The following is a 12607-nucleotide window of genomic DNA, read 5'->3' as shown; positions in this document are numbered from 1 at the left end:
ATAATTCCGCAGGCTCCCGAAATCGCCCTTTCGCAGCAAAGGAGATGGCCGTGACCACGACCTATTCACAGGCAAAACCGATCGCACGCGGCGTCGGCATCGGCCATGTTCACCTTAAAGTCGCAGACATCGAGCGGGCGCTCGCTTTCTATTGTGGCGTCTTGGGATTCGAACTGATGCAGCGGTTCGGGACCCAGGCCGCCTTCATCTCGGCAGGCGGCTATCATCATCATATCGGGCTGAACACGTGGGAAAGCCGGGGCGGGTCTCCGCCGCCGCCTGGCACCACCGGGCTCTTCCATATCGCGATCCTCTACCCGACGCGGGCCGATCTCGCCGATGCGCTTCGAAGGCTCGTTGCCGCTAAATTTCCTCTGGATGGCGCCAGCGACCACGGAGTGAGCGAAGCCCTGTACCTCCGTGACCCCGACCAGAACGGCGTCGAACTCTACTGGGACCGGCCGCGAGAGCTTTGGCCCATGGATCGAAACGGCCAAATCGCCATGGTGACGGAGCAACTCGACCTTCGAGGTCTGCTGCGAGAGCCGGAACTCGGGTGAGATTGCCAGCTCAAGCCTCACAAGAGGCGGGGTCGCCTACAGTCTGTGCGTCCCGCATCGATCGCCCCCGCGAATTGCGGGGAGCGAGGTGATCTCGACCTGACCGGCCTTCGGCCCGTCTAGACGTCGATCCCGGCCGGACCAGCTGCCGTCGTTCCCGCAAGCTTCTCCTCAAGTGCGGAGAGGCGCCGTTTCAAGGCCTCGTTCTCGTCCCGGGCGAGTGCCGCCATGTCGCGGACCGCCTCGAATTCCTCGCGAGACACGACGTCGAGATTGGACAGGATGCGTTCGGCCTGTGTCTTCATCGCCGTTTCAGCTTCCCGACGAACACCCTGGGCGACGCCCGCGGCATCCGTCATGAGCTTCGCCATATCATCGAAAATGCGACCGCGCGGCGCCATCGTGTGCTCCTGTCAAACGGCCTCACACATGGCGTGCGGCCGCGCGGCGCGCAAGGGACTCGTTTGCTACCGGACACTGTAGACGTAGCTGTCGACCGGCTCGGTCGCCTTGAGCAATCCCTTGGCCTTGAGGTAGTCCGCGAGGCGGGTGTAGCGACCGTAGTCGACCGCGGCGGGATCCTGCGCGAGCCGAGGGAGCGTGTCGGTCCAGGCTTGCTTGTTCAGCGCGTCGTCAAGCTTGGGATAGGCTTTGATGAACATGGCCCAGGCGTCGTCCGGATGATTGAGGATGAAGAGCGTTGCCTCCTCGGTGGCATCCAGAAAGCGTCGTGTCTTCGGGTCCTTGGCTTTGTCCGGCGTCGTCACGTAGATCAGCTCGTCATAGGCCGGGAAATCGACATCTTCAGGAAAGAACGCGCGGCCGGGATGACCCGCGAGCTTCATTTCGGTCAACTCGAAATTACGATAGCCGCCCACGACCGCATCGACTTGTTTGCTGACGAGCGCTTCGGTCAATGCGAAATTGACGTTGACGAGCTTGACGTCTGCCATGCTCAACCCGGCCTTGGCCAGCATGGCACCGAGCATCACGTCCTCGAACCCCGAAACGGAATAGCCGATCTGCTTTCCCTTGAGGTCCGCGAGAGTCTTGATGGGGCCGTCCTGAAGGGCGATAAGCGTGTTGAGTGGCGTCGCGATTGCGGCGCCGACGCGCACGAGATTCATGCCTTCCTGGCGGGAGAGATAGAAGCTCGGCTGGTACGACAAAGCAATGTCGCCCTGGCCGGCCGCAACAAGGCGAGGTGGGGTGGCAGGGTCGGCCGGCTCGATGAAGGTGACGTCCAGACCATGTTTCGTGAAGTAACCGCCCTGCTTGGCGATGACGAGCGCGGCATGATCCGGATTGACGAACCAGTCGAGCAGGACCGTCAATTTGTCGTCGGCCCGGGCCGGACTCCAAACAGCAAGCATGGCAGCAAGAACCAGTGCGAGAAGGCGCATGGCGTTGTTCTCCAGGGATAATGTTGTCAGAGGGTGTCGGGCGCCCAGAAGACGAGGCGGCGACTGAGGATGCCGACCAGTCCCCATAATGCGATCGAAAACACGACCAATACGGTCAGGCCGGCGAAAACCATGTCGGTCTGCATGCGGGCGTTGGCGTGGAGCATCATCAAACCGAGCCCGGATGAAGATCCGACCCATTCTCCGATGATCGCGCCGATCGGCGCGCTCGCGGCGGCGACCCGTAATCCACTGCCAAGAGCGGGAAGGGCAGCCGGCACACGGATCAACAGGAGGATGTCCCTGCGGCTGGCATGATTAAGCCGGGCGAGGTCGATCAGGTTCTCGTCGGTCCGGCGCAGGCCTTCGAGAAAGGTTGTCGATACGGGAAAGAAGATGATCAGCCCTGCCATCGCGAGCTTCGACGCAAGGCCGAAGCCGAGCCAGATCACGAGCAACGGTGCGATGGCAAAGACCGGAAGAGCCTGCGTGATCACCAAAAGAGGACCAAGCGCACGTTCGATCAAGGGTGTTGCCGCCATCAGCAACGCCGCCGCGATACCCGCCGCGACGCCGAAGATCAGGCCGCCGGCCATTTCGCCGAACGTCACCAGGGCATCGGGCCAGATGAGAGAAAAGCGCGACACCAGCGTTCCCACGATCCGCGAGGGCGCTGGCAGCAGGAATGGCGGGACGGCGTAGATCCGCACCGCGCACTCCCAGGCCGTGAGAGCCGCGCACAGAGTGAATACAGCCGTCCACGGGATCCGCCGGAGACCCAAGGCGTGAACGCCGAAACGACGCGATAGCCAGGGAAGGGCAGGGGGTGGGTCTTGGCCAACTAAGTCACGGGCCAGATCATGCGTCGGCCACAAGCCGAGTCTTGGCATAATGTCGTTCCCTCCGCCGGTATGATCCGGTTCAGGTTCAACGGGTTTCTCTCACGGGCGAGAGCTCTCAGCTCGGCTTGAAAGGCCGAACACCCCGACGTCGACGAAAATCTATCCGGCATTCGTCGGTGCCACAAGGCTGTTTTTCCGACATTTGGAGCAGAGGCGGCGCAACGTTGTCCTTCAATCCCCTGCGTCGTTTCTAGGGACATAGCTGCTATTCGCGAGCCGATGGCCTGACATTGCGGGCCCAGCATCGCAATCGAACTCAGCGCCCCGCAGGAGGTATGATCCGTACATCTGCATTCAGCCGCAGCCTTATTGCAGGTTCGCCCGAGGATGCGGTGCCGTTCTTGTCCCTCTGACCAGTTTTCGGCACTCGTCGGTCAAGGGCGGGAATCGCGACAATCCCGAATGCGCGCCGAGCTACCGAGCTATAGGTCGCTCAAGGCCGACCTTATCTCGCCGGCCCGGCCGCCTCTCACTCGGGTGTGGCGGAAGATACGGTTTGTCAGCCAATTCGCCGCACTGCACACAATGCGCGTCTCCCCGCTCTCCTTTCGCCTTGCAAGCCACCCCACCGTCGATTAGTTCTCCTCCAAGGTAGACGGGGTCGGCGTTCGGTCTGGGCGTGTCGGTCCGTCGATCCTCGTTCATCGAGGCGCGGAAGTTTCATGCCGAGTCTGCTTAACCAATATCTTCCGCTGGTGATCTTTATCGCCATCGCGGTGCTTCTGTCCGGTGCGCTTCTGATTGCGCCCTTCATCGTGGCGTTCCAGTCACCGGATCCCGAGAAGCTCTCGGCTTACGAGTGCGGCTTCAACGCCTTCGACGATGCGCGCATGAAGTTCGACATCAGGTTCTATTTGGTGTCGCTTCTCTTCATCATCTTCGATCTTGAAGTGGCGTTCCTGTTCCCCTGGGCGGTCGCGTTCCGGGATGTGGGTACGTTCGGGTTCTGGTCGATGATGAGTTTCATCTTCGTGCTGACCATCGGTTTCGTCTACGAATGGAAGAAGGGCGCCCTGGAATGGGATTGATCAGCAATCCGACGGCGACCGAGATCGCGCCGAAGCCGCGGGGCATCATCGACCCACGCACCAACAAGCCGATAGGATCGGACGACCCTTACTTCATGGGGTTGAACGACCAATTGGCCGACAAGGGCTTTCTTGTCACTGCCACCGACGATTTGATCCAATGGGCGCGCACGGGCTCGCTGATGTGGATGACCTTCGGGCTCGCCTGCTGCGCCGTGGAGATGATGCAATTCTCCATGCCCCGTTATGATGCCGAGCGATTCGGCTTCGCGCCCCGCGCCAGCCCGCGCCAGTCGGATTTGATGATCGTGGCCGGTACACTGACCAACAAGATGGCTCCGGCCCTGCGCAAGGTCTACGACCAGATGCCCGAGCCACGGTACGTCATCTCGATGGGGTCCTGCGCCAACGGTGGCGGGTATTATCACTACTCGTATTCGGTCGTGCGCGGCTGTGACCGCATTGTTCCCGTCGACATCTACGTTCCGGGCTGCCCGCCCTCGGCGGAAGCCCTGCTTTATGGTGTGCTGCTCCTGCAGCGTAAGATTCGCCGCACGGGAACGATCGAGCGCTAAGCGCTTGGACGCGGCGGTATTGGAGATAAATCTCGTATGAGCACTGAAGCGGGTTCGCTTGCAGATCTTGGTGCGGCGATTGTGGCGGCTCATCCGGGAGCCGACATTGTCGCGACCGTCCGCTTCGACGAACTGACACTTGTGGTGGACTCATCCCGTTTCGTTGATGTCGTTCGCTTCCTGCGTGACGATCCAGCTTGTCTGTTCATCAATTTTACGGATCTCTGTGGCGTTGATTATCCACAGCGCCCCAAGCGGTTCGACGTTGTGCTTCACCTTCTTTCTCCGAAACACAACCGCCGTATCCGCGTGAAGACGATGACCGACGAGGTCACGCCGGTTCCCTCACTGATCGACGTCTTCCCGGCGGCGAACTGGTTCGAGCGCGAAACTTACGATCTCTACGGGATCTTATTCTCCGGTCACCCCGACCTGCGCCGCATTCTCACGGATTACGGGTTCGAGGGTCACCCGCTGCGTAAGGATTTTCCGATGACCGGCTTCGTCGAGGTCCGGTGGGATGATCAGGAAAAACGTGTCGTCAATGAGCCCGTGCGTCTGACCCAGGAATTCCGCAACTGGGATTTCCTGTCCCCTTGGGAAGGGATCGAGATCGCGGCGCTTCCTGGCGATGAAAAGGCTTCCCAGTGACAGAGCACAACCTTCGCAACTTCGCAGTCAATTTCGGACCGCAGCATCCGGCCGCGCATGGAGTGCTGAGGCTCGTTCTGGAACTCGACGGCGAAGTCGTCGAGCGCGTCGACCCGCATATCGGCTTGCTGCATCGCGGCACCGAGAAGTTGATGGAGGCGCGAACCTACGTTCAAAACGTGCCCTATTTCGACCGCCTCGACTATGTCGCGCCGATGAACCAGGAGCACGCCTTCTGCCTCGCGATCGAGCGCATGCTGGGGATCACGGTGCCAAGACGGGCGCAATTGATCCGCGTGCTTTTCGCCGAGATCGGCCGCCTCCTTTCGCATCTTCTGAACGTCACGACCCAGGTGATGGACGTCGGCGCTCTCACGCCACCCCTTTGGGGCTTCGAAGAGCGTGAGAAGCTCATGGTCTTCTACGAGCGCGCCTCCGGCGCCCGCATGCACGCGAACTATTTCCGACCGGGTGGCGTCCATTCCGATCTTCCGCGTCAGTTGGTTGAGGACATCGGGGGCTTCTGCGAACCGTTCCTGAAGGTCCTGGACGATCTTTCCGACCTGTTCATCGACAATCGCATCTTCAAGCAGCGGAACGTCGACATCGGCGTCGTGACCCTTGAAGAATGCTGGAAGTGGGGATTTTCGGGCGTCATGGTGCGGGGTTCAGGCGCGGCCTGGGATCTGCGCAAAAGCCAGCCCTATGAATGCTACGAGGAGATGGATTTCGATATTCCGGTCGGCACCAACGGTGACAATTACGACCGTCAGGTGATCCGTATGGAGGAGATGCGGCAGTCGACACGCATCATGCAGCAATGTGTGGCGAAGCTTTTGGCGCCTGAGAACCAGGGGCCGGTCCATGCGCGCGAGGGGAAGCTGACCCCGCCGTCGCGCGCTGAGATGAAGCGCTCGATGGAAGCTCTCATCCACCACTTCAAGTTGTTCACCGAAGGGTTTCACGTGCCCGCGGGGGAGATCTACGCGGCGGTCGAGACACCAAAAGGTGAATTTGGCGTCTATTTGGTCTCGGATGGCAGCGACAAGCCTTATCGGTGCAAGATCAAGGCGCCAGGTTTCGCCCATCTCCAGGCGATGGATTTCATGTGCCGTGGGCACATGCTGGCCGACGTGTCGGCGATCCTCGGCTCGATCGACATCGTTTTCGGCGAGGTCGATCGGTGAAGACGGCAGCCGTTATGGCCGTTGCTCTTGTCGGCGCGTCGCCGGTCTCGGCGCAGCAGGTTGAGGTGGGGACAGGAGGCGTCGCAAAGTTCGGACCCGTCCGTCAACTCCTCGTGGACGGTTACGATATTAAGACAGGTTTCTCCGATAACAACGGCGGGGCCTACATGATTCTCCAAAAGGCGACCTCGGCCTACCTGTGTCACAGCAGTCCGAATCAGGTCTGCGAAAAGCTGAATTGAGATCCGCATGGCTGTACGCCGTCTCGCTGAAATCCAGCCCGAGAGCTTCGAATTCACGCCTGAAAATCAGGCGTGGGCAGAGAAGCAGATCGCGAAATATCCGGCTGGCCGTCAGGCCTCGGCCGTGATCGCTCTGCTGCATCGGGCGCAACGCCAGCATGACGGCTGGCTCCCCCGGCCAGCAATCGAGAAAGTCGCCGCGATCCTCGACATGCCCGACATTCGGGTGCTTGAAATCGCCACCTTCTATTCGATGTTCAACCTGAAGCCTGTCGGGAAATACTTCATCCAGATGTGCGGGACGACACCGTGCGTGCTGCGGGGATCGGATGGCATCAAGGCCGTTCTGGCCGCCCGAATCGGCGAGCAGGATCATGTGACGCCGGACGGGCTCTTTTCGTGGCTGGAAGTCGAGTGTCTCGGGGCTTGCTGCAATGCGCCCATGGTGCAGATCAACGACGATTATTTCGAAGACCTGACTCCTGAAAACGTTTCCACCTTGCTCGACAACCTCGCTGCGGGCCGTGACGTGAAAGTGGGGTCCCAGGCGGGACGCCATACGTCGGAACCGGAGGGCGGCCTGACCACGCTGACCGGCTTCTACGGCCATGACGGAGCCGGACCGGTACAGCCGCATACGAGCGGGACAGGAGCCACCGCACCTTCTGCCGTGTCCGACCAGGACAACGTTCCGAACGAGCACACCCATGGTGGCGTGGATCACGCTCGCGACAATACGATCGGCAAGCCACGGGGATCGGTGGCTGATACCGGCACACGGACCGATGATCCGGTCGGATCGAACCAGATCGAGTCGAGCGCGAGAACAACGGATGCTCCCGATCAGGCCAAGGAAAGGCAGGAGCAGTCCACGAGAAACAACCCGTCCGTGCCTGGTCCGGCCGGCTCTCCCGAGAAGTGAAGGCTGAACTCGATGCTTGAGGACAAGGACCGGATCTTCCAGAATCTTTATGGCTTCGGTGATTGGCGCCTGGAAGGCGCGCGGTCGCGTGGGCTTTGGGATGGCACGAAGGGACTAATCGAAAAGGGCAAGGACTGGATCATCAACGAGATGAAGGCGTCGGGTCTTCGGGGCCGTGGCGGCGCCGGTTTCCCGACGGGCCTCAAATGGTCGTTCATGCCAAAGCCCGATGCGGCGCGGCCTTCCTATCTCGTAGTCAATGCCGATGAATCGGAGCCCGGTACCTGCAAGGACCGGGAGATCATGCGCAATGACCCGCACATGCTCATCGAGGGGTGCCTCATTGCCTCCTTCGCGATGGGGGCTCACGCCTGCTACATTTACATTCGCGGCGAATACGTTCTGGAGGCGGATCGTCTGGATGCCGCTATCGAGGAAGCCTATGAGGCCAATCTCGTCGGGCCCACCAATGTCCACGGATATCCGTTCCACATCTACGTGCATCGGGGCGCTGGCGCCTACATCTGCGGCGAAGAGACCGCTCTGTTGGAATCGCTCGAGGGCAAGAAGGGAATGCCCCGGCTGAAGCCGCCTTTCCCGGCCAATATGGGTCTCTACGGCAATCCGACGACGGTCAACAATGTCGAGTCGATCGCCGTTGCGCCGACCATTCTGCGGCGCGGCGCGGCTTGGTTCGCTGGATTTGGCGCAAAAAACAACAGCGGCACGAAGCTCTTCTGCATTTCAGGTCACGTCAACAAGCCCTGCAACGTTGAAGAGGCCATGTCGGTCCCGTTCCGGGAGCTGATCGACCGGCATTGTGGTGGCATCCGGGGCGGCTGGGACAATCTGCTGGCTGTCATCCCCGGTGGCTCGTCGGTTCCCTGCGTCCCGGCGGATCAGATCATCGATGCGCCGATGGATTTCGATACGCTGCGCAACCTCAAATCGGGTCTCGGCACGGCCGCCGTGATCGTGATGGACAAGTCGACCGACATCGTTCGGGCGATCGCCCGGATCAGCTATTTCTACAAGCACGAGAGCTGCGGCCAGTGCACCCCCTGCCGCGAAGGCACGGGTTGGATGTGGCGCGTCATGAACCGTATGGCCGAAGGGCGCGCGCAGAAGCGTGAGATCGACATGCTTCTCGAAGTCACGACCCAAATCGAAGGCCATACGATCTGTGCCCTCGGTGATGCGGCCGCGTGGCCGGTCCAAGGCTTGATCCGGCACTTCCGTCCAGAAATCGAGAAGCGGATCGACAGCTATATGGCGAACCCACATCCCGAGCCCATCCGGGTCGCGGCGGAGTAGGGGATGATCGGCGAGATCAAGCTTCGTCTCGATCGTGTCGGGTGTCTCACGTTGGTAGATGTGTGCATGAAGTCCGGGGTGGTTATCGTGGCACCCGCAGTAAGGATGGTTGGATGACCAAGATCGTCGTCGACGGAGTCGAAGTCGATGTTCCGGCGGATTACACGCTGCTGCAGGCCTGCGAGGCCGCCGGCGCCGAGATCCCTCGTTTCTGCTTCCATGAACGGCTGTCGATTGCCGGCAATTGCCGCATGTGTCTGGTGGAACTCAAAGGTGCGCCTAAGCCGGTGGCCTCTTGCGCCTGGGGCGTCAAGGACTGCCGGCCCGGCCCGAATGGCGAGCTGCCGACGGTCGTGACCAAGTCGCCAATGGTCAAGAAGGCCCGCAACGGGGTGATGGAGTTTCTGCTCATCAATCATCCTCTCGATTGCCCGATCTGTGACCAGGGCGGCGAGTGCGATCTGCAGGACCAGGCCATGGCCTTCGGAGTGGCCGGTTCTCGCTTCCATGAGAACAAGCGCGCGGTCGAAGACAAGTACATCGGACCGCTGGTCCGCACGTCGATGAACCGCTGCATCCACTGCACACGCTGCGTGAGATTCACGGCGGAAGTCGCCGGCACTGGTGACATGGGCGCCATCGGTCGCGGCGAAGATATGGAGATCACGACCTATCTCGAGACCTCGCTGGGCTCGGAGCTCCAGGCCAATATCGCGGATCTCTGCCCCGTTGGCGCGTTGTTGCCGAAACCCTACCCGTTCAAGGCGCGACCCTGGGAGCTGACCAAGACCGAAACGGTCGACGTGATGGATGCGCTCGGTTCCGCCATCCGGGTCGATTCGCGGGGCAAGGAGGTCGTTCGGATCCTGCCGCGTGTGAATGACGCCGTGAATGAGGAATGGATTTCCGACAAGACCCGCCATATGGCCGATGGGTTGAAGTCCCAGCGGCTCGACCGTCCTTACGTACGGCGGAATGGCCGGCTTGCACCCGCCACATGGGGCGAGGCCTTCGCGGCGATCGCCACCAAGGTCAAGGCGGCGAAGCTCGAGCGCATCGGTGCGATCGCGGGCGATCTCGTCGCGGTGGAGGAAATGTTTGCCCTGCAACAACTGCTCGCGAAGCTCGGCGTCAAGAATCTGGATTGTCGCCAGGACGGCACGGTGTTGCACCCACGCTTCGGCCGGGCCTCCTATATCTTCAATCCGACGGTGGCGGGGATTGAAGAAGCCGACTCCTTGTGGATCATCGGTAGCAACCCGCGCAAGGAAAGCCCGGTTCTGAATGCCCGCATCCGCAAGCGCTGGCTCCGGGGCAATTTCCCGATCAACGTGATCGGCGAACACGCCGATCTGACCTATGCCACGACGTACCACGGCGCCGGCACCGACACGCTTTCTGACTTCGCCGGTCGGGCTGAGGTGACGGGGGAGCGTCCTCTTGTGCTCGTAGGGCAGGGAGCCTTGACGCGTGGCGACGGCGCCGCGGTTTTGGCACAAGTCGTCAAACTCGCGCAGGGTCTGGGCGCCATCAAGGAAGGCTGGAACGGGCTCGCTGTGTTGCATACGGCGGCAGCCCGGGTCGGTGGGCTCGATCTCGGCTTCGTGCCGGGCGAGGGAGGTTTGACAGCGCATCAGATGGCAGCGGCCGGTGCGCTCGATGTTCTGTTTTTGCTTGGTGCTGACGAGATCGATGTCGCACCCGGGGCTTTCGTGGTCTACCAGGGCTCTCATGGCGACCGCGGCGCGCATCGGGCCGACGTGATCCTTCCGGGCTCTGCCTATACCGAAAAGCCCGGGCTTTATGTGAACACGGAAGGCCGTGTGCAACGCGGCGACCGTGCTGCCTTTCCGCCGGGCGATGCCCGCGAGGATTGGGCAATTCTCCGTGCTCTGTCGGACGTACTTGGTGCCAAGCTGCCGTTCGACTCTCATCGTGCCTTACGGGAGGCCTTGGTGGCCGCTCATCCGCACTTCGGTGAGCTCGACGCGATTGCGGCCGGTGAAACGTCGGGGCTCGGCGAGCTTGCGGAGATCGGTGGGACGCTTGACAAAGCGCCTTTCGTGTCGCCCATCAGCGACTTCTACCTGACCAACCCCATCGCCCGCGCCTCAGCCGTCATGGCGGAGTGTTCAGCGTTGCACGCAAATCGGCTTCGGCAGCCGCTAGCTGCGGAATAGGACGGACCTCCCAATGACCGACGGCTCGGTTCTTTCCGTCATTCTCAAGATCATCGAAAGCTTGGCGCTCGTCGTCGGCCTGCTGATCTACGTGGCCTATGTGCTGCTGGCAGATCGCAAGATCTGGGCAGCGGTTCAGCTGCGCCGGGGCCCGAACGTGGTCGGGCCCTTCGGATTGCTGCAGAGCTTCGCCGATCTCCTGAAGTTCGTCTTCAAGGAACCGATCATCCCGGCGAGCGCCAACAAGGGCGTGTTCCTTCTCGCGCCACTCGTCACGGGTGCATTGGCGATTTCGGCCTGGGCCGTGATCCCGATCGATCAGGATTGGGTCATTTCGAACCTAAATGTCGGCATCCTCTACATTTTTGCTGTTTCATCACTGGGCGTCTACGGCGTGATCATGGCCGGCTGGGCCTCGAACTCGAAGTATCCATTTCTGGCGGCTTTGCGGTCCGCGGCCCAGATGGTGTCCTACGAGGTCTCCATCGGCTTCGTGCTGGTCACCGTGCTGCTGTGTGCCGGCTCGCTGAACCTGACCGACATCGTGAACGCTCAAAACACCGCCTATGGCGTCTTCGGATGGTATTGGCTGCCCTTGTTTCCGATGTTCATCATCTTCTTCATCTCGGCCTTGGCCGAGACGAACAGGCCGCCTTTCGATCTCGTGGAAGCCGAGTCGGAGCTCGTGGCCGGCTTCATGGTGGAATATTCCTCCTCGGCCTACATGCTGTTCATGCTCGGCGAATATGTCGCGATCGTCAGCATGTGCGCGATGACAGCGGTCCTATTCCTGGGTGGATGGCTGTCGCCGATCCCCTTTGCACCTTTCACCTGGGTGCCGGGTATCATTTGGTTCGTGCTCAAAGCCTCTGCGGTGTTCTTCATGTTCGCCATGGTCAAGGCTTTCGTGCCGCGCTATCGCTACGACCAGCTGATGCGCCTCGGATGGAAGGTCTTCCTGCCGATCTCTCTCGTTTGCGTGGTCGTGGTGGCAGGCGTGCTGCAGGTGACCGGCTGGGGTGGACTGCCTCATTGATATCGAGATCCGCGATGGCGGCGTATAAGGACGAGATCCAATGAGACTGGACCAAGCGGCCAGATCGCTGTTCCTCACTGAGTTCCTGGGCGCGTTCGCGCTCTCGATGCGGTATTTCTTCAAGCCCAAGCGGACCTTGAATTACCCGCACGAAAAGAACCCGCAGAGCCCGCGCTATCGCGGAGAGCATGCGCTGCGTCGCTATCCCAACGGGGAAGAGCGCTGCATCGCTTGCAAGCTCTGCGAGGCGATCTGTCCTGCGCAGGCGATAACGATCGAGGCAGGCCCGCGACGTAACGATGGCACCCGGCGGACCACGCGTTACGACATCGATATGGTGAAGTGCATTTATTGCGGGCTTTGCCAGGAAGCCTGCCCGGTCGATGCCATCGTCGAGGGTCCGAACGCCGAATTCTCGGTGGAGACTCGCGAGGAACTCCTCTACGACAAGCAAAAGCTGCTCGACAACGGCGATCGCTGGGAGCGTGAGATCGCTCGCAACATCGCGATGGACGCGCCGTACCGGTAATCGATGCGTGGATTGAAATGAGCGAGCACCGAGTCTTCGGGCCGGTGCTCTACGTGTGGCCGCGAGGCCGAAGGGGTA

14 protein-coding genes and 1 riboswitch are annotated in these 12607 nt (G+C 61.1%); of the genes, 11 read left to right on the top strand and 3 right to left on the bottom strand.

The features are described from left to right. Positions 1–50: 50 nt before the first annotated feature. Complete coding sequence (locus M8523_RS17105; protein WP_282586102.1) at positions 51–560, top strand: VOC family protein; 510 nt, start codon at positions 51–53, stop codon at positions 558–560. Between the two features lie 119 nt (positions 561–679). Here the strand turns inward: M8523_RS17105 and M8523_RS17100 are convergent, their stop codons facing one another. The 3 genes from M8523_RS17100 to M8523_RS17090 all read right to left on the bottom strand — a co-directional run bounded on the left by M8523_RS17100 (position 680) and on the right by M8523_RS17090 (position 2673). Beyond that, positions 680–961, bottom strand: coding sequence for an accessory factor UbiK family protein (locus M8523_RS17100; protein ID WP_282586101.1), 282 nt, complete (start codon positions 959–961; stop codon positions 680–682). 66 nt (positions 962–1027) lie between these two features. Then, entirely contained in the window at positions 1028–1963 is a 936-nt protein-coding gene (locus M8523_RS17095) for an ABC transporter substrate-binding protein (RefSeq protein WP_282586100.1), read from the bottom strand. Between the two features lie 26 nt (positions 1964–1989). After that, positions 1990–2673 carry an ABC transporter permease gene (locus tag M8523_RS17090; RefSeq protein ID WP_282586099.1) on the bottom strand — a complete coding sequence of 228 codons (684 nt, stop codon included), beginning with the start codon at positions 2671–2673 and terminating at the stop codon, positions 1990–1992. A 171-nt stretch (positions 2674–2844) separates the two neighbouring features. Next, positions 2845–2960, bottom strand: a riboswitch (TPP riboswitch). Positions 2961–3527: 567 nt separating this feature from the next. Here M8523_RS17090 and M8523_RS17085 point away from each other — a divergent pair. The 10 genes from M8523_RS17085 (at position 3528) to nuoI (ending at position 12529) form a co-directional block, all read left to right on the top strand. Further along, positions 3528–3893, top strand: coding sequence for an NADH-quinone oxidoreductase subunit A (locus M8523_RS17085; RefSeq protein ID WP_282586098.1), 366 nt, complete (start codon positions 3528–3530; stop codon positions 3891–3893). After that, the gene (locus M8523_RS17080) at positions 3863–4468 is read left to right on the top strand and encodes a NuoB/complex I 20 kDa subunit family protein (RefSeq protein ID WP_428350759.1); all 606 of its coding nucleotides are present in this window, start codon (positions 3863–3865) and stop codon (positions 4466–4468) included. Before M8523_RS17085 ends, M8523_RS17080 begins: the two co-directional genes overlap by 31 nt. A 36-nt stretch (positions 4469–4504) precedes the next feature. Then, a complete protein-coding gene (locus M8523_RS17075) occupies positions 4505–5119 on the top strand; it encodes an NADH-quinone oxidoreductase subunit C (protein WP_282586096.1) in 615 nt (204 codons plus the stop codon). Further along, positions 5116–6306 carry an NADH-quinone oxidoreductase subunit D gene (locus M8523_RS17070; RefSeq protein ID WP_282586095.1) on the top strand — a complete coding sequence of 397 codons (1191 nt, stop codon included), beginning with the start codon at positions 5116–5118 and terminating at the stop codon, positions 6304–6306. The genes M8523_RS17075 and M8523_RS17070 overlap by 4 nt, the downstream gene beginning before the upstream one ends. Continuing rightward, positions 6303–6548: a hypothetical protein gene (locus M8523_RS17065; RefSeq protein WP_282586094.1), complete on the top strand. Its 246-nt coding sequence runs from the start codon at positions 6303–6305 to the stop codon at positions 6546–6548. Before M8523_RS17070 ends, M8523_RS17065 begins: the two co-directional genes overlap by 4 nt. Before the next feature lie 7 nt (positions 6549–6555). Further along, a complete protein-coding gene (nuoE, locus tag M8523_RS17060; RefSeq protein WP_282586093.1) occupies positions 6556–7470 on the top strand; it encodes an NADH-quinone oxidoreductase subunit NuoE in 915 nt (304 codons plus the stop codon). Between the two features lie 12 nt (positions 7471–7482). Next, positions 7483–8784, top strand: coding sequence for an NADH-quinone oxidoreductase subunit NuoF (nuoF, locus tag M8523_RS17055; RefSeq protein WP_282586092.1), 1302 nt, complete (start codon positions 7483–7485; stop codon positions 8782–8784). A 113-nt stretch (positions 8785–8897) separates the two neighbouring features. Continuing rightward, positions 8898–10964 carry an NADH-quinone oxidoreductase subunit NuoG gene (gene nuoG / locus M8523_RS17050; RefSeq protein WP_282586091.1) on the top strand — a complete coding sequence of 689 codons (2067 nt, stop codon included), beginning with the start codon at positions 8898–8900 and terminating at the stop codon, positions 10962–10964. A gap of 13 nt (positions 10965–10977) precedes the next feature. After that, the gene (nuoH, locus tag M8523_RS17045; protein ID WP_282586090.1) at positions 10978–12000 is read left to right on the top strand and encodes an NADH-quinone oxidoreductase subunit NuoH; all 1023 of its coding nucleotides are present in this window, start codon (positions 10978–10980) and stop codon (positions 11998–12000) included. A 40-nt stretch (positions 12001–12040) separates the two neighbouring features. Continuing rightward, entirely contained in the window at positions 12041–12529 is a 489-nt protein-coding gene (gene nuoI, locus M8523_RS17040; RefSeq protein WP_282586089.1) for an NADH-quinone oxidoreductase subunit NuoI, read from the top strand. Positions 12530–12607: the final 78 nt, after the last annotated feature.

This window comes from Lichenifustis flavocetrariae (genome assembly GCF_026130545.1).
Lineage (GTDB): Bacteria > Pseudomonadota > Alphaproteobacteria > Rhizobiales > Beijerinckiaceae > Lichenihabitans > Lichenihabitans flavocetrariae.
Note: the sequence above shows the minus strand (reverse complement) of the source record. Positions and strands in the feature narration are given on the sequence as shown.